Source organism: Psychrobacter sp. SHUES1, assembly GCF_001652315.1.
GTDB lineage: Bacteria > Pseudomonadota > Gammaproteobacteria > Pseudomonadales > Moraxellaceae > Psychrobacter > Psychrobacter faecalis.
Genome location: NZ_LXWA01000037.1, coordinates 15,527 through 42,167 on the forward strand (window position 1 = coordinate 15,527; position 26,641 = coordinate 42,167).

At 44.7% G+C, this 26,641-nt stretch carries 21 protein-coding genes and 2 tRNA genes; 7 read left to right on the forward strand and 16 right to left on the reverse strand.

Translation table 11 applies throughout. The features are described 5' to 3' along the window. Nucleotides 1–123 precede the first annotated feature (123 nt). The 4 genes from A7325_RS04280 (at nucleotide 124) to A7325_RS04295 (ending at nucleotide 2,315) form a co-directional block, all read left to right on the forward strand. Entirely contained in the window at nucleotides 124–609 is a 486-nt protein-coding gene (locus A7325_RS04280; RefSeq protein ID WP_068404969.1) for a glutathione peroxidase, read from the forward strand. A gap of 296 nt (nucleotides 610–905) precedes the next feature. Beyond that, nucleotides 906–981: transfer RNA gene (locus A7325_RS04285), tRNA-Val, on the forward strand. 51 nt (nucleotides 982–1,032) lie between these two features. After that, nucleotides 1,033–1,109 (forward strand) — tRNA-Asp (locus A7325_RS04290). Nucleotides 1,110–1,298: 189 nt separating this feature from the next. Next, entirely contained in the window at nucleotides 1,299–2,315 is a 1,017-nt protein-coding gene (locus A7325_RS04295) for a D-cysteine desulfhydrase family protein (RefSeq protein WP_068404971.1), read from the forward strand. A 49-nt stretch (nucleotides 2,316–2,364) separates the two neighbouring features. Here the strand turns inward: A7325_RS04295 and modB are convergent, their stop codons facing one another. The 16 genes from modB to A7325_RS04375 form a co-directional block, all read right to left on the reverse strand. Next, nucleotides 2,365–3,066: a molybdate ABC transporter permease subunit gene (gene modB / locus A7325_RS04300; protein ID WP_068404973.1), complete on the reverse strand. Its 702-nt coding sequence runs from the start codon at nucleotides 3,064–3,066 to the stop codon at nucleotides 2,365–2,367. A 209-nt stretch (nucleotides 3,067–3,275) separates the two neighbouring features. Next, complete coding sequence (gene modA, locus A7325_RS04305) at nucleotides 3,276–4,181, reverse strand: molybdate ABC transporter substrate-binding protein (RefSeq protein WP_082894282.1); 906 nt, start codon at nucleotides 4,179–4,181, stop codon at nucleotides 3,276–3,278. Nucleotides 4,182–4,354: 173 nt separating this feature from the next. Further along, a complete protein-coding gene (locus A7325_RS04310) occupies nucleotides 4,355–4,846 on the reverse strand; it encodes a molybdenum cofactor biosynthesis protein MoaE (protein WP_068404974.1) in 492 nt (163 codons plus the stop codon). A gap of 135 nt (nucleotides 4,847–4,981) precedes the next feature. Continuing rightward, on the reverse strand, nucleotides 4,982–5,272 hold the full coding sequence (locus A7325_RS04315; RefSeq protein WP_068404975.1) for a MoaD/ThiS family protein: 291 nt from the start codon (nucleotides 5,270–5,272) through the stop codon (nucleotides 4,982–4,984). Nucleotides 5,273–5,351: 79 nt separating this feature from the next. Beyond that, entirely contained in the window at nucleotides 5,352–5,897 is a 546-nt protein-coding gene (moaC, locus tag A7325_RS04320; RefSeq protein ID WP_082894283.1) for a cyclic pyranopterin monophosphate synthase MoaC, read from the reverse strand. Nucleotides 5,898–5,968: 71 nt separating this feature from the next. Next, nucleotides 5,969–6,739 carry a molybdenum cofactor guanylyltransferase gene (locus tag A7325_RS04325; protein WP_068404976.1) on the reverse strand — a complete coding sequence of 257 codons (771 nt, stop codon included), beginning with the start codon at nucleotides 6,737–6,739 and terminating at the stop codon, nucleotides 5,969–5,971. Nucleotides 6,740–6,742: 3 nt separating this feature from the next. Next, nucleotides 6,743–7,273 (reverse strand): molybdenum cofactor biosynthesis protein B, encoded by a 531-nt coding sequence (moaB, locus tag A7325_RS04330; RefSeq protein ID WP_068404978.1) that lies wholly within the window; start codon nucleotides 7,271–7,273, stop codon nucleotides 6,743–6,745. A 67-nt stretch (nucleotides 7,274–7,340) separates the two neighbouring features. Beyond that, on the reverse strand, nucleotides 7,341–8,444 hold the full coding sequence (gene moaA / locus A7325_RS04335; protein WP_068404979.1) for a GTP 3',8-cyclase MoaA: 1,104 nt from the start codon (nucleotides 8,442–8,444) through the stop codon (nucleotides 7,341–7,343). Nucleotides 8,445–8,716: 272 nt separating this feature from the next. Beyond that, nucleotides 8,717–10,012 carry a gephyrin-like molybdotransferase Glp gene (glp, locus tag A7325_RS04340; RefSeq protein WP_068404981.1) on the reverse strand — a complete coding sequence of 432 codons (1,296 nt, stop codon included), beginning with the start codon at nucleotides 10,010–10,012 and terminating at the stop codon, nucleotides 8,717–8,719. A 377-nt stretch (nucleotides 10,013–10,389) separates the two neighbouring features. Next, nucleotides 10,390–11,412 (reverse strand): peptidylprolyl isomerase, encoded by a 1,023-nt coding sequence (locus tag A7325_RS04345; RefSeq protein WP_082894284.1) that lies wholly within the window; start codon nucleotides 11,410–11,412, stop codon nucleotides 10,390–10,392. Nucleotides 11,413–11,701: 289 nt separating this feature from the next. Then, entirely contained in the window at nucleotides 11,702–12,883 is a 1,182-nt protein-coding gene (locus tag A7325_RS04350) for a globin domain-containing protein (RefSeq protein ID WP_068404983.1), read from the reverse strand. A 230-nt stretch (nucleotides 12,884–13,113) separates the two neighbouring features. Next, nucleotides 13,114–13,839 carry a respiratory nitrate reductase subunit gamma gene (gene narI / locus A7325_RS04355; protein ID WP_068404985.1) on the reverse strand — a complete coding sequence of 242 codons (726 nt, stop codon included), beginning with the start codon at nucleotides 13,837–13,839 and terminating at the stop codon, nucleotides 13,114–13,116. Nucleotides 13,840–13,853: 14 nt separating this feature from the next. Continuing rightward, a complete protein-coding gene (narJ, locus tag A7325_RS04360; protein ID WP_068405004.1) occupies nucleotides 13,854–14,663 on the reverse strand; it encodes a nitrate reductase molybdenum cofactor assembly chaperone in 810 nt (269 codons plus the stop codon). Nucleotides 14,664–14,709: 46 nt separating this feature from the next. Beyond that, complete coding sequence (gene narH, locus A7325_RS04365) at nucleotides 14,710–16,248, reverse strand: nitrate reductase subunit beta (RefSeq protein WP_068404987.1); 1,539 nt, start codon at nucleotides 16,246–16,248, stop codon at nucleotides 14,710–14,712. A gap of 73 nt (nucleotides 16,249–16,321) precedes the next feature. Continuing rightward, on the reverse strand, nucleotides 16,322–20,080 hold the full coding sequence (locus A7325_RS04370) for a nitrate reductase subunit alpha (protein WP_068404989.1): 3,759 nt from the start codon (nucleotides 20,078–20,080) through the stop codon (nucleotides 16,322–16,324). 385 nt (nucleotides 20,081–20,465) lie between these two features. Further along, entirely contained in the window at nucleotides 20,466–21,845 is a 1,380-nt protein-coding gene (locus A7325_RS04375; RefSeq protein ID WP_068404990.1) for a NarK family nitrate/nitrite MFS transporter, read from the reverse strand. 289 nt (nucleotides 21,846–22,134) lie between these two features. Between A7325_RS04375 and A7325_RS04380 the strand changes: the two genes are divergently transcribed. The 3 genes from A7325_RS04380 to A7325_RS04390 all read left to right on the forward strand — a co-directional run bounded on the left by A7325_RS04380 (nucleotide 22,135) and on the right by A7325_RS04390 (nucleotide 26,402). Next, nucleotides 22,135–24,186, forward strand: coding sequence for a histidine kinase (locus A7325_RS04380; protein ID WP_068404991.1), 2,052 nt, complete (start codon nucleotides 22,135–22,137; stop codon nucleotides 24,184–24,186). 134 nt (nucleotides 24,187–24,320) lie between these two features. Further along, a complete protein-coding gene (narL, locus tag A7325_RS04385; protein WP_068404992.1) occupies nucleotides 24,321–24,980 on the forward strand; it encodes a two-component system response regulator NarL in 660 nt (219 codons plus the stop codon). 165 nt (nucleotides 24,981–25,145) lie between these two features. Next, the gene (locus tag A7325_RS04390; protein WP_227514938.1) at nucleotides 25,146–26,402 is read left to right on the forward strand and encodes a cytochrome P450; all 1,257 of its coding nucleotides are present in this window, start codon (nucleotides 25,146–25,148) and stop codon (nucleotides 26,400–26,402) included. The last annotated feature ends 239 nt before the right edge of the window (nucleotides 26,403–26,641 follow it).

Genomic DNA, 26,641 nt, shown 5'->3' on the forward strand with positions numbered 1-26,641 from the left:
AATATAATCAATGTTTTAGTCAAAGTTAGCATGATAAAAGGGAAGTACGCGGTGCTTCCTTTTTTCTTATCAGTACGCACGTTAATAGTAAAAATAATAAAACAATCAATTTAAGGATGAATCATGAGCACTATTTACGATTTTACCGCTGAACGTATGGATGGCACCTCGCAAGCCTTTGCTGATTATAAGGGCAAAGTATTATTAATCGTCAATACCGCCAGTAAATGCGGCTTTACGCCGCAGTTTGAAGGCCTAGAGGCGCTGTATCAACAATATAAAGAGCAAGGATTAGTGGTGATTGGCTTTCCTTGTAATCAGTTCGGCGCGCAAGACCCTGGGACTAACGAGGAGATTGGCACGTTTTGCCAAAAAAATTATGGCGTCAGCTTTCCAATGATGGCAAAAATTGATGTCAACGGTAAAGATGCGCATCCGATTTTTGATTGGCTTAAAGACCAAAAAGGCGGGCTGCTGACAGATGGTATCAAATGGAATTTTACTAAGTTTTTGATTGGTGCCGATGGGCAAGTGATTGACCGTTATGCGCCAACGACGAAGCCTGAAGCCCTGAAAGCAGATATTGAACAAGCATTAGCGGCCAAATAAATAATAAGCTAGAGAAATTATTAATTTTATGTAAAATATAAAGCCAATAAAAACATAGGTTTGCATAAATTGCTGCTAAATTAAGAAAAAATACGCAAGAAAAAGGCAAATAGGGTTTGACAGCCATGTGTAAATCTATATAATACACACCCACAGAGCGAGGCTTTAGTTAGTTCTCTTCTGTTGAAAGTTATTTAAAGGGTGACAGCTTTGAATGTTAAAACTTTCAGGAAATTCTATTTAAAGGATTTCCCTTGCGAAGCTAAAATTGCAGTGCAATTTTTTAACGCTTTTCAGGGTGATTAGCTCAGTTGGTAGAGCGTCTGCCTTACACGCAGAATGTCGGCGGTTCGAATCCGTCATCACCCACCACTCATTTAGCGAGTGGGTCTTTTAGAAGACGACATGCTAAAGACGACCTAAGCAGCGGTAGTTCAGTTGGTTAGAATACCGGCCTGTCACGCCGGGGGTCGCGGGTTCGAGTCCCGTCCGCTGCGCCATTTTCTGTAGTATTAGAAAACGAATTTAGACTGTTAAGTCTAAGCAAGTTTCGCCTCAAACATTAGATTGTTTGGGGTTTTTTTGTGTCTGCTCATTTTAAATAGTAGCGGCGTGACTTATATTTCTATTGTATGCTGTGCTAATAGCTAAATTTTACATGGCTATTGTTAATAAGGATAGAAAATAACATGGAATATAACCACATACCTAGAGAGCCGTTAGGCTTTTTTCCAACCCCGCTGGTTGAGCTGAAACGATTGAGTCAAGCCTTGGGCGGTCCCAAAATCTATATGAAAAGAGATGACAATACGGGGCTGGCATTGGGTGGCAACAAAACCCGCAAGCTTGAATTTATCCTCGGTGACGCTCTTGCCAAAGGTGCCGATACCATCATCACTGCGGGCGCGATACAGTCAAACCATTGCCGTCAGACAGCAGCGGCGGCGGCAAGCTTAGGACTAGAGTGTCATTTAGTCTTGGGCGGTGAAGAGCCGGAGCAGGCAAATGGCAACCTTTTACTAGATAAGCTGTTTGGTTGTCATATCCACTGGGCAGGCAATCATCGCAAAGGCGAGGACATTCCTAGCATCGTTGAGCAATTAACCAACCAAGGTAAAAACGTCTACGTGGTGCCGTACGGTGGTTCAAGCGAGCTTGGGGCGTTAGCCTTTGTAGAGGCGTTTAAAGAGCTAGAATTGCAGCGTCAAAGCCTGGATATATCCTTGACCCATATCGTATTTGCCTCAAGCTCTGGCGGTACGCAAGCAGGCCTAATGCTTGGCAATAAAATCTTTAACTCACCTTATCAAATCGTCGGTATTAATATTGATAAAAGCGAAACCGATAAAGTCGCCTTTGATCAATATACGCTAGCGCTTGCTAATAGCACGGCAAAATTAATCAAGACAGATTATGAATTTACCGCGTCAGATTTGATTCTTAACTCTGATTATGTTGGCGCAGGCTATGGCGTAGTGGGTGCATTAGAAAATGAGGCGATTGCTTTAACGGCGCAAACAGAAGGGATATTGGTCGACCCTGTTTATACTGGTCGCGCGATGGGCGGACTTATCGATATGATTCGTAGGGGGAAGATTAAGAAAACCGATAGTGTGTTGTTTTGGCATACTGGCGGTGCGCCGGCTTTATTTGCTTATGCCAGCGATTTGGATTTGGCGAAAAAAAGCCGTAAGCCAGAAGTTTGATTGCTTACAACAAGAAATTTGACTTGTTATTGGTTTATAAAACAAGTGCTTATGGGCGCTGATTAAGCCGACTGACAGTAGCAATCAGCGCCACCATAATAACACCCATAATAATAAGAATCCCCGACATCAGGTGCGCTGCTTCATAATTTAGCGCCTCTACTTGCTCATATATCGCAATAGAGACAACCTTGGTCTCACCTGAAATGCTGCCCCCTATCATCAGTACCACGCCAAATTCGCCAATGGTATGCGCAAAACTGATTAAGCCGCCTAGAATAATACCGATACGCGCTTGCGGTAGGACAATTTTTATAAAACGTCTAAGACGGCTAGGCTCTAATAAGCTTGCCACTTCCATTACGCTTTGAGGAATACGCAAAAACTGAGCATAGACGGGCTGAATATAAAAGGGTAAGGAGTAGATGATAGAGCCGATCACCAGCCCTTCAAAGGTAAAAACCAAAGGGCTGATATTATGCTCGATAAGCCATTGTCCAATACCGACGCTCGGGCTGAGTAATAATAATAAATAAAAACCAATGACGGTAGGGGGCAAAACAAGGGGCATCGCAATGATGCCCATCAATAGAATCTTTATGCGCCCAACGATATTTCCGCGGCTAGGCTTGGCAAGCCAATAGGCGAGTGGCGTTGCAAATAACAATAAGCAAAGGGTGGTAATGCTGGCAAGCTTGATGCTTACCCATACCGGCAGCAGCATGTCTGAAATAAGAAACTGGGACGTCATAGCGTGATTATCTATCTACCTTTTATCCAGTGCGCCACTGATAGGACATTATTTATGATGCCATGTTATTTATAGATAGCTTGCCTTGATAACGTGTCACTTATGTCACATTTCACTTATTTCACGAAGGCAAGCATATCAAGGGCTAAAGTACTCACTTGAGCAAACCTAAGCCGTACCTATTCTTTCGATAGATTGCTGCAAACAAGCTACTTAACAGCCAAATAACCCGCTTTAGCAAAATAAGCCTGTCCAGCAGGCGAGCGCAGGTAATCAGTAAAATCTGCTGCGCTAGCAACATCGGTAATAACGATACCGTCCTGCAGGATAGCAGGATAAGAGTCGGCTGGTAAAATATAAAATTGCTCAGGCGTCGCTTTGATGGCGGTCACTTGCGACTGGGCGACAAAGCCATAATCGACATTACCTGTGTGGGCATATTGAAAGGCTTGGCCAATATTTTCCGCCTGAATGATGCGCTTTTGTGCCGTTAGAGAGTCGTAAAGGTTCTGTGCTTGTAAATAAGCCTTGGCAGATTCGCCATAAGGCGCAAGCTCAGGGTTGGCAATAGTAATTTTCGTCTTGTCATCACGCTTTAATAACTCAGTCAGTGTACTCTGATTCAAACTATCAACCGGCTTGGCCGCGCTATAAATGGAGAGTTGACCTTGAGTATAGGTAAACGGCGTCCGACTGCTGTCACCTTTAAACATATCATCGACCAATTTGGCCGGAAACTCTTGGTTGGCTGCTAAGAAAATATCGTAAGGTGCGCCGGCAGTGATTTGCGAATATAGCTTACCTGAAGAAGCAAAGGTAACCTCGATCTCTTGATTGGGCAGGTTCTTATCTTTTTTATAACCTTCGATGATTTCAGGCAATACGTCCGATAAATTGGCGGCGGCAGCAATGCGAATGGCTTCACTAGGTTGAGTGGTCTGTGGTGCGTTTTCTGTAACCACTGCGGTTTCATTAGGGCTGTTTTCTTGGCTACAAGCGCCTAGTGCCAAAGCCAAGCACGCGGATGCGCCCAATGTTGCTATCGATTTATACCGTTTTAAATAAGAAAAATTGGTAATGGGTTGATGCTGAGCATTTGATAGTTTTGATTGCATAACCTATATCCTCTACTTTAAAAAAGAACAATAGTCAGTAAAAATGAATAATTTTGCAGTATACATCAGTTTTTTATAGTTATTGGCTTAATTATTTTCTAAACGATATGCATATCACGACTACCTATTTTTCATCAATGTTATTGAGTGAGTCATCATTAATTAACCGTTAATTAACCATTATTGCTCAGCCATTTTGAAGAATCATCTTGATAGTATTCCTGTTTCCACACCGGAATATCGGCTTTAATGGTATCTAATATCCAGCGGCAAGCGTCAAAAGCAGGATAGCGATGGGCAGAAACCACACCAACCCAAACCGCTACATCGCCAATCTCTAGCGCGCCAATGCGATGGATAGCAATGGCATCGAGAATCTCAAAGCGCTTTTTGGCCTCTTTGATGATGGCGCGGCCTTGATTGATGGCCAAATCTTCATAGCCATAGTAGGTTAGACGATTGACGCTTGTGGCATTATTATGGTTGCGTACGCGGCCTTCAAAGCAGACAAAGGCGCCGCAGCTGTCATTATCGAGCGTTTTCTTAAGGCGACTTTCGTCAATATCGGTATCTAACAGCGCAAAACCATCACGTTCAGCGATGAGGTACGCTTCATCGATACTGCGTTTAATGCTCATCGATTGGCCATGTACGTTGTCTGTCATTTTTTCTGCCTATTATTTAGCAATTTCGTTTAACAAGATTTTTAACTTTTAAGCATCGCGTAAAGTCACGACGCTCATAAAAAGTAGATTGATAAAAAAGGATAAATGAGTAGGTTAATAAAAAGCTATGTTAAATTAACCACCAGCAACTGGCGTGATAAAAACCACACTATCGCCATCATAAATCTCATCCGTCCACTTGGCAAAATAGTCATTTACCGCCACCCGTAGCTCCGACTGCGGACGGCTAAAACGATGCTTTTGGCGCAGCTGCTCATAGAGTTCGGTCAATGAAGTCGACTGTGGCACCGTGATTTTTTCTTCATGGCAATTGGCTTCATCGGCTAAGCTGGCAAAATATAAGACGTTGATATTCATCATGGTTTCTAACTTAGAGTCTGTATTGCTTTCTACTAAGCTGCTCATAGCAATCTCCCTTATTTATAAACTGCTTGTTCACTGTCTAACGGTATGCTTTTCAGAACTTTATTTTTTTAAATCATTCTTACTTATGCTGATAGTCGGATTTACCGCCAGTTTTTTTCATGAGATGGATATTATCAATCACAATGTCATGCGAGATGGCTTTGGTCATATCATAAATGGTCAAGCAGGCGACGCTAACGGCGGTTAATGCTTCCATTTCCACCCCAGTTTTATGAGTGACTTTCACGGTGGCGGTCACGGTAATGCTATGATGGGCATCATCGTATGCAAAGCTTAGACCAATTTTATCTAAGGGCAGGGGGTGACAAAGGGGAATCAGGTCGTGGGTGCGTTTGGCTGCCATGATACCAGCAATATGAGCGGTTTGAGTAATGCTGCCTTTTTTGGTCATACCATCAGCAGCTTTGATTTGCTTATAGATGTCCGCAGGAAAAACGACCTGTCCGCTTGCATGGGCTTCTCTGGTACTAGCCGTTTTACCACTCACATCGACCATGGTGATATCACCGTCGCTATCTAGATGCGATAAGCCAGACTGGTTACTTGGTAGCTTAGTTGCTTGTTTGGTCGCTTGGTTGTTGTCTTTTTGACTATCGCTATTCATTCTTTATTTCTCTTAAAGGGCTCATTTTTCTTAAAGTTGCTTTCTTTAACCAAACCTTTAAATAAACCTTTTTATAAGTTGTTCAAGGCTAAACAAGCACGGGCAAAATCTTTAGGCCTATTAAAATTGGTTAACGCTTGCCATGCTTTGGTAAAGGGTACAGGCTGCACAATCGGCTTAATAAATTTCATTACTTGCCGCTGTCCGTCGTCAATATATTGCTTTAACTCAGTCTCAATACTTAAACGATATAAACCTAATAATGGATATAAATGACTGTCATCGGTCAGGCAAATGACAGACTTGTCGTCAGCTTGCGTGATATAAGGTTGCAGTTTTTGCCATAAATCGCTGATAGGAATCAAGCTATCACAGCTAATGACCAGTAGCCAAGATTGCTGCCAGTTTGCGTTTTTCGTTAATGGGTTTGAACTTGCCAAACGCTTTAATGATTGCAGCGCTGCCTCAATCGCTACCAACGCGCCGCCGGTTTCAATCGGTTTATCATCTTTTTTAGAAACACTTTTACTAGAAAGAGTGTTAGTAGAAAGATAATCAGTAATATGGAAAATTGGCGACGGCAGTTTTTTCTTAGACAAATCTGCATTGACGCTAAAACCACGTCCGTTATCAGCAATCATAATAGGTAGATTGCTCATCATCGCAGCGCTTAATTCAAGCGCTTGTCTGACATGATAATCAAGCAAACGCTCAGCTGTTGGCAAGATAAGCTCAGCTTTTGGCGACCCCATACGTTTGGAGGCGCCGCCTGCTAAGATAACGATACCGGCTAAGCGGCTGAGTTCATCAGCTTTGATTAAGCTGTCTGCAACTTCCAGCATCAATCAATCGTGACCTGGATTGGTGCGCATAAAGTGCGGCACAAAGTTACAAGGGCGCGTGCGGCTATCGAGCTGCTCTTGTAAGATACCTTCCCACGCAGTGCGGCAAGCACCTGACGAACCGGGCAGGCAAAAAATGCCCGTACCGTTTGCCATACCAGCAACGGCGCGAGATTGGATGGTAGACATGCCGATATCGTCTTTTGAGATTAAGCGGAACATTTCGCCAAAGCCATCGACTGATTTATCAAATAATACGCCAACCGCTTCTGGCATACTGTCGCGGATATAAAAACCAGTACCGCCCGTGGTGATAATAGCGTGCACATCTGGGTCGGCAATCCAGTTACTGATGACGGCTCTGATTTTATAAATGTCATCAATTATCAGTTGACGATCTGCCAGCTGATGCCCTGCTGCGGACACTTGGTCGACCAAATATTGCCCTGAGGTATCTTCTGCAAGAGTACGACTGTCAGAAACCGTTAAGATGGCGATATTAAGCGGGGTAAAGGGTGCTTGCAGCTTACTCATGAATGTTCCTTAATAAATACGCTTGTGGTAAAAAATGAAAAATTTGATTATTAGTATATTTTTGATTCTAACCGCCAATCATCGACAAGTTATTCATCATGCCGCTGTTTGATTCGTGAAGATGATGATGCTCAGGTTTAATCGGCATAAAGCTGTGCAAGGTATTCACAAGCCCGGCCACATCGTCTTGCTCGAGATACGGACGAATATCGTAGTTACCTTGGTCGAATAGACACAGATGCACCTTACCTTGGCTACTAACCCGCAGACGATTGCAGCTGTCACAGAAGTGGGCAGCATAAGGGGCAATCATACCGATACGGCCTTTATAATCTGGATGGCTATATTCTATCGCTGGACCGTCATTGCTGCCACGGACATGGGTTTGCCAGCCGTGCTTGATTAGATAATTGGTGATGATGTCAGACTGTGCGTGCTGGGCAAAAAACAAATCGCTGTTGTCACTGGTCTGCATAAATTCAATAAAGCGGTAAGTAACGGCTCTGTCTTTGACATAGTCGATCGCATTCATTAGATTTTCAAAGGCGGTTTCTGCCATTAAAATACTGTTTATTTTTAGCTTAATATCTGTGGTCGCAAGTAAGGTATCCATATCAGCCAACAGCTGCGGCAACATATCAAAGCCTGTCATCTTATGAAAAGTCGCGGCATCAAAGCTATCCATACTGATATTGATTTGATTCAGTCCAGCCGCTTGCCAAGCAGCCAAATGCTTGCCAAGCTTATAGCCATTGCTGGTCATAGCAACCGTTTCAATGCCTTCGGTGTTTTTGATGATTTTAATAATGTCTACCACGTCACGGCGTATAGAAGGTTCACCGCCGGTAATCCTGACTTTTTTGGTGCCAACTTGGGCAAAGCTGCGGATTAAGGTAGCAATTTCAGTGACGCTGAGCTCGTTTTGTGGGGGTTTGCCTTGATAGCCATTTGGCAGGCAATATTCACAGCGAAAATTACAAAAATCAGTAATCGATAAACGCAAATAGGTAAGACGTCGTGCGAAACCATCGGTTAATGGTTGAGAGAGCGTGACCGGAGAAGACGTCGACGAGAGAGCTGTTTTCGACGACAAGTCACCGTCAAAAATAGCAGGTGCAGCGGCAGGCGAGTACAATTGCACATTGCCTGCGTTGGGGGTAAGATGGTTCATAGATGATTACCATTAATATTAAGTATAGTGTGTACTTTTAGGCGTTGCCTCAGGTTGTGAGTGGAAAATTCTATTTATAGTTAATTATGACAGCTTGCGCGCAAATAACCATTCACCGTAAGTGAGCTAAAAACTACCACCAAAGTAGTAGATAGCACTTGATAGTAAACCCTCAGTTTCTCACGATTAATGGCATAAAGAGTTATTAACTATGTAACCATTAAGTCACTATGTAAGGATTAATAGTGCAGCCCTTATTAATAACGCAGCGCTTAACTATATAACCAAGAAAAAGACTGAACTAATACTTGCTCGCCAGCGGCTACATTGCCAGAATCTTGCGCCAAGACAATAAAGCAATTGGCGTGGCTCAGCTGTTTGATACGGTGCGATTGCTGCTTGCTAAAGCTTTCCACTTCAAAATCGCCGGCTGCATTCTGCGACATAATGCCCCTTTGAAAGTCCATTCGTCCGGCTGATTTTTTGATATCGTTTTTAAGGGTGGCGGTCAGGCTAAGCTGCATGGGTCGCTCTTGGGGCGCAGCGCCTGCCATTTGCCACAAAGCGGGAATGACAAATTGTAAGCTGCCAACGACAGTTGATAGGGGATTGCCGGGTAAACCAAAGTATAGTACCGGCTTGGCAAGATTTTGCGTCAACTCGCCAAAGACAAACGGTTTGCCGGGTTTCATGGCGACTTTATAATGATTAATCTGCCCCAGCTGCTCAATGACGGTGGTTAAAAAGTCATAGTCACCAACCGATACGCCAGCGGTAGAGATAAGGACGTCGCACTCTTGCATCGCTTGGGTTACGGCAGCGGTGGTTTTATCTAAATCATCAGCAATGATGCCATAATCGCGAACAGTAACGGGTAAGCTTGAGAGTAAGGTTTTTAGCGTCGGGGTGTTGGAATTATAGATTTGCGCTAGGCTGGTTAGCTCATTGCCAATCGCCACCAATTCATCGCCTGTTGCAAGTACACCAACGATTAAAGGCTGATAAACATCGACCTTATCAAAGCCTAAATTCGCTAATAGGCTGATATCAGTAGGATTTAAGCGTTTACCCTTTTGTAATACCACATCCCTAGCTTCAATCTCTTCGCCTTGCTTACGGATATTGTCATTAGGATTAGCAGTTTTGCTAAGCGTCATATCATAAGGCTTTGATTTATCAATACGGTCTTTTATAGCGGCAAAATTGGTGTTTTCTTGCATGACGACCGTATCACAGCTGTCAGGAACGACGGCACCCGTAAAGATACGCACCCCTTGTCCTGCGACAATGTCACCATTATAAGGACTGCCCGCTTGCGACTCACCGACGATTGCAATCGTGCTTTCGGCGTCAAGCGTACTGCCTTGTGCCAACGCATAACCATCCATCGCCGACAGATTTTGTCTAGGGATAGCAAACGGCGAGACGATATCTGTTGCCAAGATCTGATTGCGACTGTCTAATAAATCGTAGCTTACGACGTCTCTTCTGCTGAGCGGAAAATCGTCATTGTTATACGTTTCTATACGCTGCGTTATTTTTGCGGTAAGCCCTGCGACAGTAATCATAAATCCCTACTTATTTTATTTATATATATTGAACTGATATTGAACTGAGATAGCTATTTAGCTTATACAACGACTAGGGCGTGTCTTCAATTCAATCGATGGACATCTAAATGGGCTAAAAATGGCTAAATTTTGCCAAACTTCATCAAATAGCTAGGTAATATCCCGATATTAACGGCGCTATTTTCCTTGTTTGACTGCAATTTATCTCATTTTTATCACCATTTTTAAAATGTAGACACGCCCTAAAGTCATCTAGCTATCGAGATGGTATAACCTAACAAGATACGTTATACCATACGAGCTATTTTATATCATCACTACCTATCATAATGCGGCTTTATCATATGAAAATTAATTGAATGAAAATAGATTGTTTAGCCGCGGAATATGTTTTCTTGTTCAAGTGACATCTCGATACCTTCGATATCGGCATCATTTGCTAAGGTAAATAAGTAATCGCACAAGGATTGGTGAAAGGCTTGTTGGCTCAGCTTATTATGAATGGCAGGGCTGACTTGCTCATAAGTCATCTGAATGCCAGGCTCTTTGGTTAGCACGTCGACAACATGAAAACCATAACGGCTCTCGATAGGGCTTGGTGCCAGTCCTGCATCCATTTTAAATAACGCGCCTTCAAATTCTGGTACAGTCTGACCTTTATTAATAATACCAAGCTCGCCGCCTTGCTCTTTTGATGGGCAAGCTGAATGCTGGCGCGCCAGTTGGATAAACTCGGCATCGGGGTTGGCATTGTTTTTGATTTGTTCGATAAATTCGTAAGCGGTTTTTTTAAGTTTTAATCGCTCATCGCCGTCTTCTGGCGGACATGCCAACAAAATATGACGGACATTCATAATAGGGTCGGTCTTAAAGTCAGTGATATTCTGCTTATAATAGCGCTCGCAGGTTGCCATATCGGGCATCGTTGCTTGCACGTTTTTTTCTATTAATTCAGAGATGGCTTTTTCTTCATCGTCAAGCCATGCTGTCTCGCCAAGGCTTGGCTCATCTAAAACGGCAAGGCGCAAGAGTTCACGCACCACCAAAGCTTGCGTCGCTAAAAACACCGCATCTTCTTTATTTGGGGCAGGGTGGTATTGCAGCTCTTGGGCAATCGTGGTTCTATCTATCATCACGCCATTGACGGTCACCGATGGCAACTCATCACGGCTAGAGGCAATCAGATTTTTATGGTTGCTGCGCTCTTCTGCCATGGCTTTTTCGATAAACTCTTGGTCAGAATGCGGTTTTTGCAAATCATTTAAGGTTGGCATAACCCGCAAGATATCATCACCACGACCCGTCGGAGCATGGCTATGACCATGATGATTGTCACTATGCCCATGAGTGTGTTGATGGTTTGCATGGTCGGCTGGATTATAAGTACTGACAGTCATGGCGTTACTCCACTAAGGGTTTTGGTAATAGAAATTTTAAAATACGATATCATGTTACTGAGAAAAATATGGCTAATAAAAATTCGCTTTAAAACAAGTTTTATGAAAACTATAAGACTTAAGACTATTTGTAAAAGTCTAAACAAAAAAATAGAGTCACCTTTAAATATTTACTCACTAATGAAGCGTTTAAAGGTGGCTCTATGGCAATTGCACACTGACTTTATATCTCCTTAATAAAGCATCGAGCGTATTTTTCGCACCCTCAATACTTTATTAAATGGATCATTTAAGCCAGCTCTAGGCTCATTTTAGGGCCAAACGGCTCATAATGAACGCTATCAACGCCGTGGTCTAAGTCCATTAAGCCGTCGATGATGCTTTCCATAAATATCATAGAACCACAGACATAAATATCAGCAGGCTTCGGTAAATTAGCAAGCCATGCTTCATCTAGGATTTGCCCAGCTTCAAAGTAGAAAATGTGCTTTTCTACGTTGTCGGCGGCGGCAAGTAATTCGTTAACTTTACTATCAAAGGCATGATGCTCTTTATTCTGACAAGCATAAACCCAAACGATAGGGCGTTTTGGATTGGCGGTGACTTGCGCCTCTAACATCGACAAAATCGGGGTGACACCAACGCCTGCGCTCACCAGTACCAACGGAATATCATTTTGTTGAATTAAGTCTTGGTTGAGCTCAAAATCACCAGCGGGTGCAGATAATAAAATCGTATCGCCAACGTCTAAGTGATCATGTAAGTGGTTTGATACCAAGCCATAATGCTCATTACGGTTGTCGCGTCTAACGGCAAATTGGATGCCTTTATCGCTCGTGGCTGAGTATAAAGAATAATGACGTAGAGCAAGATGGTCGCTGTCTTCTGGGTCGGTTTTGACCGTGATGTATTGACCGGCGGTCAGGCTTAATTTGCTTAAATCAATATCGTCGTTCACGGGAACGACAGTAAAGGCGGCGATATCTGTCGCGGCTTCTACTTTTTCAGTGATTGTAAACGGTGCAAAGCCTTCCCACATTTCTTGCTCATACATGGTTTTTTCTAGCTGAATAAAAACATCAGCAATTTCATCATAGGCTTCAGTCCACGCATCGATGATGTCATCGTTGGCGGCTTCGCCCAATACTTCTTTGATAGCGCCTATTAAGTGATGACCAACAATCGGGTAGTGCTCGGGCAAAATTTGCAAGGCGCGGTGTTTGTGACTGATTTGCGTGACTTGCGGTAGTAGTACAGCCAATTTGTCCAAGTGCTTTGCCGCGGCCAAAACTGTCATGGCTAGTGCAGTCTGCTGACGGCCTAGTTTTTGGTTGGTTTCGTTAAAGATATCTAAGAGTTCAGGGTGTTGGTTGAACATGTTTTTATAAAAGACGGTCGTAATTGCTGTGCCATGCTCCTCAAGTACAGGAACGGTTGCTTTTACGATCTCTAGTGTTTTTGGTGACGCCATGGTGGATCCTTTAGTGATTTACACAGTGATAAGTTTAGAAGCGTTAGCTCAATAAATGAGCGTATTAACCTTGATTAAACTGCTTTAAAAAACGCTGGGATTGAGCGTTTAGCGGTCTAATAATTAATATTTTACCATAAGATTCATTAGAAATGAATCTTATGGTATCGTAGCTTTATCTAAACTTGAATGCTGTATCACTATTGTGGCTATTTCTATTGGCAACGTTTCTATTGCGAACGTTTCTCTCTCACAATCTGATAACGGCGACCGAAATACCAAATTGGTGCACTGATAATATGAATAAGCCGTGTGAACGGGAATATCGCAATCAGTGTGATACCGAGCGCCATATGCAGCTGATAAATCAAGTCAGTCTGCTCAATACGTGCCGCTGCTTGCCAAGGTCTTAAAATGGTGATGTCTTGTGCCCAGCCGGCCAAATTCATCATGGTATAACCATCTAAATGCTTGACTGAGGTAAAGATAGAAATTAAGCCAAGATTAAGCTGAATAAATAACAATACCAGTACCAGCTTGTCTGAGAACGTCGAGGTGTGTGAGATACGCTCATCGGTAAAGCGTCGCCATAGCAGCATGACCAGACCAAACCAACAAAATACCCCTGCGATACCACCGACGACCACCGCTAAAATCTGCTTATGACCGGCGCTAATAAAGCGGTCGTAAAGAAAGTGCGGCGTCAACATCCCAAATAAATGCCCAAGTAACACGACGATAATACCGACGTGGAAGAGGTTGCTGGCAAGGCGCATGTTTTTGCTTCTGAGCATCTGCGTTGAGCCCGATTTCCATGAATACTGAGATAAATCAAAACGTACCCAAGTACCAATGATTGCAATGGTCAACGCAATATACGGATAAACACCAAAAAGGAAGATTTGTAGCCAATTGAGGTTGGCGACAGACTGTACACTCGGATCTGCAATATTCATGTCATCTCTCCTTATTATTGTTTAACCGGTTGGCTGGTTTTAAAATCGACCCAATGTACAGGGGCATCGACCGTATTTGTCGCGGGAGTGGTTCGAACCCCCGCTTTGGCCGCAAGATTTTGGGTGCTTGTTTGTGATGGGCAGCGATCTTCTTGCTGCGCATCCAAAAACGTCACCACTTCCTCTTCCCATTCTTTATCTAGCGCCTCAAAAGTATCATCGCGCTGCTCTTTGCTGATTTGCTCTTGATACTCTTCAACGATAGCAAGTGGCTTGCCAGCGATTTGCAATAGCGCATTAAAGCAGCCTTGATAAATACTGCCGCGATCCTCTAATCGGGCAGCAAGCAGGGCGATAATATGGCTGACATCGGCAATATCCATACGAATCTGAATATCGTCATTAATCACCGACGCTTGATAGGCTAAAAACTCAAGGTATAAAGGCAGATAGTCGGGCAATTCTTTAACGCTAATCTCAAAGCCGGCTGCTTCATATTGACCCATCAAATCGACCATCGCTTGACCGCGATCACGCGATTCGCCGTGTACGTGCTCAAACAACCACAGCGATAGCGAACGACCGCGCTCAAACAAACCGTCATAACGCGCTTGTGCTTCAAGGCAGCCGGTATCAATTAAATCTTCGATTAAGTCGATGATTTGCGTGCGTACTTCTGGGCTAATCAGCGTCGAGCGCGCGACAATCTCGGTACAATCGGCGAGGGTATCACCACTAAATAGCTCATTGTTTGGATAATCTATCAGCAAGCTTAATACTTTGAGCAGCTTCAAGTCCGAAGCACCGATAGTCGGGGGCGTCATAGGCTCAGGCACGGAATGACTGTTAGGAAATTGAGTAGTTTGCATCTTATGACTCCCACTTTTGGACAGTATCGATGAAATCACGGCGATTGGCTTTACGTTGTCCAAACATGCTGTTGTCAGAATGTCCTGAACAGCCTTCGCCAAAGGTGAAGCCGCAACCGTTACGCTCAGCAAAAGCGTCACTTAAGGCTTCTTCGCGGTGCGCGGTTGGAATCACAAAACGGTCTTCGTAATTGGCGATTGCCAAGTAGCGATACATCTCTTCTACTTGCAGTTTGGTCAGACCAACATCGTCCAAGATACTTTGCACTTCTTGTTTTTCTACCAATTGCATACGCTTATAACTACGCATGGCAAGTAGGCGTTTTAGCGCCAAACGTACTGGCTCTTCATCGCCCGCGGTTAGCATGTTGGCAAGATAGCGCAGCGGGATACGTAAGCTGTCGACGTCTGGAATCAGACCATCCATACCAACTTTACCGGCTTCGGCGGCGTTTTGAATTGGTGATAATGGCGGTACATACCAAACCATCGGTAGCGTACGGTACTCAGGATGCAGTGGCAGAGCAAGTTTCCAATCCATCGCCAGCTTATAAACTGGCGAGCGCTGAGCTGAATCGATCACCGATTGTGGTACACCGTCTTTTAACGCTTGGGCGATGACCGCAGGATCATTAGGATCTAAGAATACATCCAACTGTGCTTGATACAAATCTTGCTCGTTAGGGGTGCTAGCGGCTTCGGCGATTTTGTCCGCATCATAAAGTAGGACGCCTAAGTAGCGAATACGGCCAACACAGGTTTCAGAACAAACCGTTGGCAGACCAGCTTCAATACGCGGATAACAGAAGATACATTTTTCAGACTTGCCCGATTTCCAGTTGTAGTAAATCTTTTTGTACGGGCAGCCTGAGATACACATACGCCAGCCGCGGCATTTTTCTTGGTCAATCAAGACAATGCCGTCTTCTTCACGCTTATAAATCGCGCCGCTTGGGCATGACGCCACGCAGGTTGGGTTCAAGCAATGCTCGCACAGACGCGGCAAGTACATCATAAAGGTGTTTTCGTACTGGCCGTAAATATCGGCTTGGATATTGTCAAAGTTTTTATCTTTACGGCGTTTTTCAAACTCTGAGCCGAGGATCTCTTCCCAGTTCGGACCCCACTCAATCTTTTGCATACGCTTGCCAGTAATGGCTGAGCGCGGGCGGGCGATAGGCGAGTAATTACCGAGCGGAGCAGTATGCAGATGCTGATAATCAAAATCAAAGGGTTCGTAATAATCATCAATCTCTGGTAAGTCAGGGTTGGCAAAAATATTTGCCAACACGCGGAACTTACCACCGATACGCGGGTTTATCGTGCCGTTGGCGTTACGTATCCAGCCGCCGTTCCATTTATTTTGATTTTCCCACTCTTTGGGATAACCGATACCAGGCTTTGACTCAACGTTGTTGAACCACGCGTATTCCATACCTTCGCGGCTGGTCCAAACGTTTTTACAGGTGACCGAGCAGGTGTGACAACCGATACATTTATCGAGGTTAAGCACCATGCCGACTTGTGAACGAATTTTCATGGGGTGTGCTCCAAGCTTTTGTATAAAAGCAATTAATATAAGTACTTATCAGTAGCAATGTATAAACGTGCTATTAACCATCAAGGGTGGTTGGCAATGGGCGTGGTAATGAGTCATCTGGTTTTTCTTCCAACCAATCGATTTTCGACATTTTGCGAATCACCACAAACTCATCACGGTTACAACCGACAGTGCCATAGTAGTTAAAACCGTAAGACTGCTGCGCGTAGCTGCCAATCATGTGCGTCGGTTTTAGGATAGTACGGGTCACTGAGTTGTGAATACCGCCGCGAATACCGGTTTGCTGCGAGCCTGGAACGTTGACCAATTTTTCTTGGGCGTGGTACATCATCGTCATGCCTTCTTTGACGCGCTGACTAACGATGGCGCGCGCGGTAATGGCACCGTTAGCGTTAAAGACTTCAATCCAGTCGTTATCGACGATACCGGCTTTTGCAGCATCGACTTCTGATAACCACACACAAGGACCACCGCGGCTCAATGTCAGCATGAGCAAGTTTTCAGAGTAAGTACTATGAATACCCCATTTTTGGTGCGGTGTTAAAAAGTTCAGCACTATCTCTTTATTACCATTGGGCTTGGTATTTTGGATAATCTCCGTCGTCTTGGTATCGATAGGCGGACGATACTGCTGCATTTGCTCACCAAACGCCTGCATCCAAGGGTGATCTTGATAAAACTGTTGACGACCGGTAATCGTACGCCAAGGAATCAGCTCATGGACGTTGGTATAACCGGCGTTATAGCTCACTTCATCAGATTCAATACCCGACCACGTCGGGCTTGAGATGATTTTACGTGGCTGCGCGACGATATCTTTAAAGCGAATCTTTTCATGCTCACTGGATTTGGCCAAATGCGTATGGTCGCGACCGGTAAATTCAGACAGTGCCGCCCAGCCTTTAACGGCAACGTGGCCATTGGTTTCAGGGGCCAGCATCAAAATCATCTCAGACGCATTCACCGCGGTATTTAGACGAGGACGACCTTCAGAGATACCCGGCTCAGTGACACGGTGGTTTAAATCACCCAGTTGTTTGACCTCGGTTTTCATGTCCCAATTCAAACCTTTTGAGCCATTGCCCAGTTTTTCTAGAGCCGGACCCATAGAGGTGAATTTCTTATAGGTATTAGGATAGTCGCGCTCAACGATTTTAATCATTGGGCAGTTTTTACCAGGAACCGGTTTTTCGCCAGCCGTTTTCCAGTCGGTGCCACCAAATGGCTGCGCAAGCTCGCCTGGGCTATCATGCTGCATAGGCAGAGTAACCACATCGGTTTCCACGCCCAAATGACCTTTTGATAGCTCAGAGAAGCTCTTAGCAATGCCTTTATAAATCTCCCAATCCGATTTAGATTCCCAAGCAGGGTCGGTGGCGGCAGTTAATGGGTGAATAAACGGGTGCATGTCTGAGGTATTCATGTCGTCTTTTTCATACCAAGTCGCGGTCGGCAGGACGATATCAGAGTACAAACAGGTCGAGGACATCCGGAAATCAAGCGTTACGACCAAATCAAGCTTGCCAGTAGGGCCTTTTTCTACCCAATCGACTTCTTTTGGCTGCAAATGACCCGTCGGGTTTTCTTCGTTAAGCAGACCGTTTCTGGTGCCCAAGAAGTAATGGAGCATATATTCATGACCCTTACCTGATGAACCCAAGAGGTTTGAGCGCCAAATAAACATATTGCGCGGGAAGTTCACCGGGTTGTCGGGTGATTCACAAGCAAAGCGTAAGCTGCCGTCTTCTAATGAGTCGACCACATACTCTTCTACGTCTTTACCGCTGGCTTTTGCGGCGGCGGCTATGGTCAATGGATTACGGTTGAGCTGCGGCGCTGATGGTAACCAACCTGCGCGCTCTGCTTGGATGTTGTAATCAAGCATGTGCTCTGGGAAGAATTTTTTATTGGCATTTGGCGAGAGAATCTCATGAGCTGAGATGGTTTCATGACGCCACTGTGAGCTGTGCTCATAAAAGAAGCTGGTACCGGCCATTTGGCGCGGTGGACGATGCCAATCAAGAGCAAAGGCAAGGGGTAACCAGCCAGTTTGTGGGCGCAGTTTTTCTTGACCAACATAGTGCGCCCAGCCGCCGCCAGATTTGCCGATACAGCCGCACAGCATGAGCATATTAATCACGCCGCGATAGTTCATATCGAGGTGATACCAGTGGTTCATACCCGCACCGATGATAATCATCGATTTACCATGGGTTTTATGGGCGTTTTCAGCAAACTCGCGAGCCACTTGAATCACGCGCTCACGGCTAAGACCAGTAATTACTTCTTGCCAAGCTGGCGTGCCCGGTACGCTTGCATCGTTATAATCATCGGTGACGTGCTCGCCGCCGACGCCATTGTCAACACCAAGGTTGGCCACGGTTAAATCAAATACTGTCGCAACGATGGCGGTGCTGCCATCGGCAAGGGTAATGGTTTTGCAAGGGACGGTTTTTTGCTGGATAGGCTCGCCTGGCACCGAGGTAAAATGCGGATGATCCACATGACCAAAGTAGTCAAAGCCCACGACACAAGTCTCAGCGCTGTCTTTTAAGGTAAGCGTCAGATCGATGTCTTCGCCTGTGGTGCCGTTCTTTTGCTCAAGATTCCACTTGCCTTTTTCGCCCCAACGGTAGCCGATTGAGCCCAGCGGAGAAACCAATTCGCCGTCATTATTTAAGGCGATGGTTTTCCATTCAGGATTGTTTTCTTGACCCAAGTCATCGACCAAGTCAGAAGCACGCAGGTAGCGACCCGCACGGCGCGCGCCATCTTCACCTTCTAGCATTACAAGCACCGGCAAATCGGTATAACGCTTGGCGTAGTCTAAGAAATAATCACTTGGCTGCTTGAGGTAAAACTCTTTGATAATGACATGACAAAACGCCTGCGCCACTGCCGCATCTGTACCTTGTTTAGGATTGAGCCATAAGTCGGTCAGCTTAGAGATTTCTGCATAGTCAGGGGTGATAGAGACGGTTTTGGTACCTTTATAACGTACTTCGGTAAAGAAATGCGCATCTGGCGTCCGCGTTTGCGGCACGTTTGAGCCCCACGCGATGATATAATCAGAGTTGTACCAATCGGCTGATTCTGGTACGTCGGTTTGCTCGCCCCAAACCATCGGTGATGACGGAGGTAAGTCACAATACCAGTCATAAAATGACAAACAAACACCGCCGATAAGCGACAAATAGCGGCTACCAGAGGCGTAACTGACCATCGACATCGCAGGAATCGGCGAGAAACCAATAATGCGGTCCGGCCCAAAGGTTTTAGCGGTATAAACGTTGCTGGCAGCGATGATTTCGTTGACCTCTGCCCATGTTGAGCGAATAAAGCCACCAAGACCACGCTTAGATTTATACTGTTCAGCTTTGATAGGGTCTTGAACGATACTGCCCCAAGCATCGACAGGGTCAGGATACTGAGCTTTGGCTTCGCGCCATAATTTTAGTAGGGGTTTACGTACCTTTGGATATTTGACACGGTTGGCAGAGTACATATACCAGCTGTAGCTTGCGCCGCGAGGACAGCCGCGTGGTTCATGGTTTGGTAAGTCAGGGCGGGTTTCAGGATAGTCGGTTTGCTGGGTTTCCCACGTCACCAAGCCGTTTTTGACATAAATCTTCCACGAGCAAGAGCCGGTACAGTTGACCCCATGCGTTGAGCGCACAATTTTGTCATACTGCCAACGGCTACGATACACGTTTTCCCAGTCACGAGACTCATCACGCGTCTCGCCATGCCCATCGGAAAATTCGCCCTGTTTACGTTTAAAAAAACGGAATTGGTCGAGTAAATGGCTCATTTCGCTATCCTCTGTTTTATTGCCTATGGTGTATCTAAAGCTGAGTGCCGCATGCTGGTATCGTCGTACTTGACTCGATATTGGTATGCACCTAAGCCGTAAATATTATTTCAATAGCGTCATTTTAAGTAAGCCATAGCACCCTTACTATCCGCTAACATGAGCAGAGCACTACCACCTTAGTAGTAGCTGCTAAAAATAAAAGCACTGGAAAATGGCGGCTAAATAGCTGCTCAGTGACGGCGTGTGACGCTGATTGTTAAGCCAATCATGAGCAGTAAAAATTTAAAATAAAAAAAGTGCTACTTACATGGGCAAGTAGCACTTTATAGATTTAGTTTTGCTTGTATAAAAGTCGCTTTAAAGGACTTATAACACAGCCGTTTTAGCAAGGAATCTCAGCATTCGGGCGGCTGTAAAACCACCAAGTTAATGCAATACAGAGGACATAAAAGATGATAAGTGTGATAAAGGTGCCATCTATTCCCAGTCCTGACCCGAACATTTTGGGCACAAAGAACGCACCATAGGCGGCAACGGCTGAGGTAAAGCCGACCACTGCTGCTGACTCTTTACGTATCTCGACAAACAACTCTTCTGTCCCCGCTTTTTCAGGCTCACGGCGGTCATGAAAGGTTCTAAAAATAACCGGAATCATGGTAAAGGTTGAGCCGTTTCCGATACCGGTGGTGATAAAGAGCACCATAAAGGAGATAAAGTAGCCGACAAAGCTGCCATCACTGGTCTCACTAGGTAAGAAGTACATCACTGCCAATACCGCCAATACCATCACGATATAGTTCCAGAATGTAACCTTTGCGCCGCTGGTTTTATCAGATATCCAGCCCCCTAATGGGCGAAATAGCGCACCAACCAAAGGCCCTAAAAAGGCAAATTTAAGTGCGTCAATAGCAGGGAAGGAGTTTTTAATCAACATCGGGAAGGCAGCAGAAAAGCCAATAAAAGAGCCAAACGTCGCCATGTAAAGAATACACATAATCCAGTTATGTTTGCGTTTAAAGATAACCGATTGGTCTTTAAACGAGGCTTTAGCGGTGGCAATGTCATTCATGCCAAACCATGCCAATGCAGCAAACAGCAGGATAAAAGGCACCCAAATAAAGCCCGCGTTTTGGAGATAAAACAATCGACCGCTGTCAGATACTTGCGGGTCGCCGCCCAAGCTACCAAAGGCACCAACCAAGATAATCATCGGTACCACAAACTGCATCACCGAGACGCCCAAATTACCCAAACCAGCGTTTAGCCCAAGCGCTGTACCTTGTTCGGCTTTTGGATAAAAGAACGAAATATTGGACATAGACGACGCAAAGTTACCACCGCCAAAGCCGCACAGCAGCGCGATAATGGCAAATATAATAAACGGTGTATCAGGGTTTTGTACCGCAAAACCCATCCATAACGCGGGTATTAATAAAGATAAGGTGGATATCGCTGTCCAACGACGTCCACCAAAAATAGGTACCATAAAAGAATAAAAAATCCGCAGCGTCGCCCCTGACAGCCCCGGTAATGCAGCCAGCCAAAATAGCTGTCCGCCATCAAAAGCAAAGCCAATCTCTGGCAAGCGCACGATGACCGCGCTCCATACCATCCATACTGCAAACGCCAATAGCAAAGATGGAATAGATATCCATAAATTTCGCGTGGCGACTTTTTTGCCGCCGCCTTGCCAAAAATCTTCTACTTCAGGTCGCCAGTCAGTAATGAGCGTACCACCTTTGAAGTTGTATTTATTGCCCATACTCTTCCTCACTTATTGTCTTTATAAAAAATAAGTATTTATAAAAAATGATAACTCACGGTACTTTGTTATCGGGATAATGAGTATTCATACATAGTGGTATACTGATGGCTAAAAGGGGTATAGTAGTCATAGAATTATTACCAAAAGTTTGGTTTTTTTTATGATTAATAAGCGCATTTGTTATTTTGAATACGGATGGTTTTGAATGTCGACGGTTTTAAAATGAACGATTCTAATAGTGTTATTTATCCCCTGTTTTCGCTAATTTGCTAGGTGAATGCCATTCATGAGGTCTAAACAACACAGACAGTCTTTATCGCTGCATGCTTGGGGCGCTATTTTGATCATAGCCACCTTGGCGGTGATGTCTACGCTAGGAAGTGGCGCGCTGGCATGGGTAGCAAGGTCGGATGCTGAGGCCATTAATGTGGCAGGTTCGGTGCGTATGGCAACTTACCGACTCAATTTTCAGATAGCGACGGATTTTTCAGATGACCATCCTTTTAGTCCAAGTTTACATGTTGGACAAAACAGCGTAGGCGATAAAACCAATGCGCAGAGCGCCAAACAGGATAAATTAGACTTTGCCAATAAAACGACCGCTGAAAAGGTAGATATTCTCAGCCGCGATATGGAAAATCGTCTCGAAGAATTGCAGGTCTATCAGCTAACGAGCGCCAATCGACATGTGCGCATCAATGAGCAGCTTAAAGAGATAAAAGAGCAGTGGTATCAAGATTTAAAGCCAGCGTTATTGGCGCAAGATAAGCAAGGGTTTTATAGCGTCTCGTCGCGTTATATCGAAGATGTCAATGACTTCGTCGGTGAGCTGCAATACCGAAACGAGCAGCGCCAGACATGGCAACAAAACTTACAAATCCTCTCATTGCTGCTTATCGCTATTATCGTATTAATCGGCATGCGCCGTTTGCAAAAATCGGTACTGCTGCCCATTCAGCAATTGATTAAAGCCAATAACCAATTCAAACGAGGGCAGACTCAGACGCGTGTGTGCATCAAGGGCTACCGAGAATTTGAAGTATTGGGCAGCTCATTTAATGACATGGCGGGCACGATTGAAACCTATCAGCGCTCGCTTGAGAGTGAAGTACAAATAAAAACTCAGCATTTGGTCAAAGCCAATCAAGTGCTATCGCTGTTTTATGACTTTTCAAAATCGCTGACCACCAGCCAAGTGAGCTTATACCAGCTCGATGACTTGATTGCAGACTTTAGCAAGGCGCTGCCGCATTTAGAATTTACCTTATGTATTCAAAATAAATATATCACCAATAAAAATGCTATCGTGCTGCACGGCGAAAAAATGAAAGAGCTGTGCAAAAAGCTGAGCTGTGAAAGCTGTGGCATTAAAAATGGCGAACATACCAAGTCTTATCCTATCGTCCATCAACAAGAAACCTTTGGGGAATTACGCGTACGTCCAAAGTCGACGCTGGTGATGAATCGCTCTTTTGTCACGGATGGCGACGATAATGCTGATAATCATAGTAATATAACACCAGAACAGCGTATTCAAATGACCGAAGCGGGCAGCATTTTCCCGTTTGTCAGTGCCGAGTTGGATGCGCAAAATGACGAGCTGATTGTGGCGCTGACCAATTTAATCAGTACCGCCTTATCACTGCGCAAACAAAGACAGCAAGAGCATCAGCTGATTTTGTTTGAAGAGCGCTCAACCATTGCCAGAGAGTTGCATGACTCCTTGGCGCAGTCGTTATCTTATTTAAAAATCCAAGTCAGCGTCCTTGAGCGACATCTAAAAAATGCGGGTAGCGAGCCAGTACAAGCGCCTGTCTATCAAAACATTGAGCAGATAAAAATAGGTTTGGGTTCCGCTTATCAGCAGCTAAGAGACTTGTTGGTGACGTTCCGCTTGACCATTGATAATGATAATTTTGATGAAGCACTACGTGATGCTGCCAGTGAGTTTGCCTCCAAGGGCGATTTTAATATGACCGTGCACAATCGAATTATGACGCTCAATTTAAGCGCCACTGAACAGATAGATTTGATACAGATTGCCAGAGAAGCGCTATCGAATATCAGCCGTCATGCCAAAGCAAAAAATGTAGAGATTCAATTGGCGTATGAGGACGGTGATAAATATATCGTCATGAGTATCATCGATGATGGTGTTGGCATGTCAGGAAGTGTCGATCAAACCCAACACCACGGCCTCATCATTATGAAAGAGCGCGCCCATAACATCGGCGGTGAGCTTATTGTCACAGACAATCAACCGCAGGGTACCATCGTCACGGTTAGATTTGCGCCCAACTTCTTTGATGAAAAAAATACCCAAGACGCTTATTTATAATCGAATAAAATTACTCTTTTAGATAATAGATTTATCATTTTCGCTGTTTTTACTTTGCCATTTTTTGATTTTTTAAGCAGTTTTTTTTGAGTAAGAGAGTTTTTGTACCATTTTTTCTAATTTGTGAGTATGTTATGAGCACTAAAGTTTATACCAGCACGTCGCCTGCGCGCCTACTATTGGTCGATGACCATCCGATGTTACGCCGCGGTATCTCTGAACTACTAAGCCTTGAGGACGATGTCGAAGTCGTTGGCGAAGCCAGCAACGGTCAAGAATCATTGGCATTTTTAGAAAATAACGACGTGGATTTGGTGATACTTGATCATAAAATGCCGGTACTGACCGGTATCGAAACTTTACGCGAAATAAAAGCCAGAAATATCAATACCAAGACCGTATTGTTCACGGTTTCAGATAGCGGTGAGGACGTCCAAGAGGCATTAAAATTGGGCGTCGATGGTTACTTATTAAAGGATATGGAGCCTGAGCTGATTATCATTGATATCAGAAAAATCCTGCGCGGCGAGCTGGTCATCAGTCCAAACCTTGCATCGATACTTGCCCAAACCTTGCGCACACCCAGTATCGAAGATATCGCCAGTAATTTGACCAGCCAAGAGCTGCAAGTGATTCAGATGATTGCTGAAGGGCTGAGTAATAAAATGATTGCCAATAATTTGGATATTGCCGAGTCGACAGTAAAAGTCCATGTCAAACATATCCTCAATAAAACGGGTCTGCGCACGCGTGTAGAAGCGGCGGTGTGGACGGTCAATCATTTATCTAAATAAAGAAAGCTTTAAGCGTGACTTCCTTATCCATTACTTCCTTGTTCATTAAAAACTTATGGATTTGCGTGTATGATGGTTATTGTTTATAAAGCTGCCTAGCAGTATAAACTCAACATGTAGAGAATTGAGAGGCGCTACAAAACCGAATACCTGCTGTAAGGATTTATGATGACATCTAACTTATTTGATCAAAAAACCGTTCATGCGACTGCTGAGGTCACTATTTGTAAAGACAGTGATTTGCGCGCCCTGACCGATAACTTACGGCAAGCGCATGATGTGATAAAAAATGACGCAGGGGAGTGGGTGTTACTACGCCATGCTGATGTGGTGGCGGCGGCTTTAGATGATAAGCGTTTTTCTAGTCAGGTGTCGCGTTTTTTGCAAGTACCCAATGGTTTGGACGGCGCAGAGCACGAGCATTTCAGGACGCTGATTGATAGCTACCTTAGTAAAGAAGCGCTAATGCCTTATGTCCCTGTGTTTAAAAAGGTCGCAACCGAATTAATGAGTGAGCTACCAAAAGGTAAAATGCTCAATGCAGTCGATGATATCGGCGCGGTATTTGCGGTCCGCGCGCAGTGCGCGTGGCTTGGCTGGCCTACTGAATTAGAACCGAAACTTTTACAGTGGATGCGCAATAATCACAGCGCTACTCGCTCAAAAGACGACGTAAAAATGGCAAAAGTCGCGCAAGACTTCGATGATATTATCCGCTCGGTGTTACAGCCGTACCGCAATACTGACGAAGTGGCTGGCATGTTTAAAGCGAGCACTGCTGAAAATAACACTGCTGGAAACAACATCGCTAAAAATAATATCGCTAAAAACAGCCTTGATATGAATAGCGTCACCGCTCAATTGTGCCGTGAGCGCATCGATGGGCGGGAGCTGAGCGAAGCCGAACTGGTGTCTATTTTGCGTAATTGGACTGGCGGCGATTTGGGGTCTATCGCTTTGTGTGTCGGCGTTATCATCGCTCATATTGTCAAGCATCCTGAGCAAGTAAATTTCTGGTCGCAGGCTACTGATAGCGAACTTGAGACTATTATCGACGAGGTATTACGAATTGATGATCCTTTCGTCTCAAACCGCCGTATCACTACGTGTCCCGTCTCTATTGGCGCGCATAAGCTACCTAAAGGCGCGCGTGTACAATTAAACTGGACATCAGCCAATCGCGACGAAGCGGTGTTTGGTGATAACAGTTTCGACCCTCAAAAGCATGCCGCTGCTAACGTGGTTTATGGTATTGGCAAGCACGTCTGCCCAGGGCGCCTGCTTGCTACTTGGCAGCTTAGAATTGCTACTCAAGCACTATTAGCCCATTTCACAGATATCACCTTAGCGGCGGGTTTTTCTTTGGAGCGTGAGCAGCCGCCCTTAGGTGGTTACAGTCATGTACCTGTGGTGTTAGGCTAGAGTAAATTGCGATAAGTGTAGCGTGCATTAAAAACCCACTTAACGTTTGCTAAGTGGGTTTTTGTTTTCGATAAAAAGCTATTATGAATAACTAATACCAAACCCAACAATTAAAGTTGCGCCCAAGCACGAGCAGTTAACGACCGAATTCTTTGTGGCTGTTTAAGCAAATTATTCCAAGCCAAGCAAGTGGCATCGACAATAGCCTCATAACTGTCATAACAACGATTAGATAGCTC

Coding starts and splice junctions, on each gene's coding strand:
- A7325_RS04280 (WP_068404969.1), top strand. CDS start 124: ATGAGCACTATTTACGATTTTACCGCTGAACGTATGGATGGCACCTCG.
- A7325_RS04295 (WP_068404971.1), top strand. CDS start 1,299: ATGGAATATAACCACATACCTAGAGAGCCGTTAGGCTTTTTTCCAACC.
- modB (WP_068404973.1), bottom strand. CDS start 3,066: ATGACGTCCCAGTTTCTTATTTCAGACATGCTGCTGCCGGTATGGGTA.
- modA (WP_082894282.1), bottom strand. CDS start 4,181: ATGCAATCAAAACTATCAAATGCTCAGCATCAACCCATTACCAATTTT.
- A7325_RS04310 (WP_068404974.1), bottom strand. CDS start 4,846: ATGACAGACAACGTACATGGCCAATCGATGAGCATTAAACGCAGTATC.
- A7325_RS04315 (WP_068404975.1), bottom strand. CDS start 5,272: ATGAGCAGCTTAGTAGAAAGCAATACAGACTCTAAGTTAGAAACCATG.
- moaC (WP_082894283.1), bottom strand. CDS start 5,897: ATGAATAGCGATAGTCAAAAAGACAACAACCAAGCGACCAAACAAGCA.
- A7325_RS04325 (WP_068404976.1), bottom strand. CDS start 6,739: ATGCTGGAAGTTGCAGACAGCTTAATCAAAGCTGATGAACTCAGCCGC.
- moaB (WP_068404978.1), bottom strand. CDS start 7,273: ATGAGTAAGCTGCAAGCACCCTTTACCCCGCTTAATATCGCCATCTTA.
- moaA (WP_068404979.1), bottom strand. CDS start 8,444: ATGAACCATCTTACCCCCAACGCAGGCAATGTGCAATTGTACTCGCCT.
- glp (WP_068404981.1), bottom strand. CDS start 10,012: ATGATTACTGTCGCAGGGCTTACCGCAAAAATAACGCAGCGTATAGAA.
- A7325_RS04345 (WP_082894284.1), bottom strand. CDS start 11,412: ATGACTGTCAGTACTTATAATCCAGCCGACCATGCAAACCATCAACAC.
- A7325_RS04350 (WP_068404983.1), bottom strand. CDS start 12,883: ATGGCGTCACCAAAAACACTAGAGATCGTAAAAGCAACCGTTCCTGTA.
- narI (WP_068404985.1), bottom strand. CDS start 13,839: ATGAATATTGCAGATCCGAGTGTACAGTCTGTCGCCAACCTCAATTGG.
- narJ (WP_068405004.1), bottom strand. CDS start 14,663: ATGACGCCCCCGACTATCGGTGCTTCGGACTTGAAGCTGCTCAAAGTA.
- narH (WP_068404987.1), bottom strand. CDS start 16,248: ATGAAAATTCGTTCACAAGTCGGCATGGTGCTTAACCTCGATAAATGT.
- A7325_RS04370 (WP_068404989.1), bottom strand. CDS start 20,080: ATGAGCCATTTACTCGACCAATTCCGTTTTTTTAAACGTAAACAGGGC.
- A7325_RS04375 (WP_068404990.1), bottom strand. CDS start 21,845: ATGGGCAATAAATACAACTTCAAAGGTGGTACGCTCATTACTGACTGG.
- A7325_RS04380 (WP_068404991.1), top strand. CDS start 22,135: ATGAGGTCTAAACAACACAGACAGTCTTTATCGCTGCATGCTTGGGGC.
- narL (WP_068404992.1), top strand. CDS start 24,321: ATGAGCACTAAAGTTTATACCAGCACGTCGCCTGCGCGCCTACTATTG.
- A7325_RS04390 (WP_227514938.1), top strand. CDS start 25,146: ATGATGACATCTAACTTATTTGATCAAAAAACCGTTCATGCGACTGCT.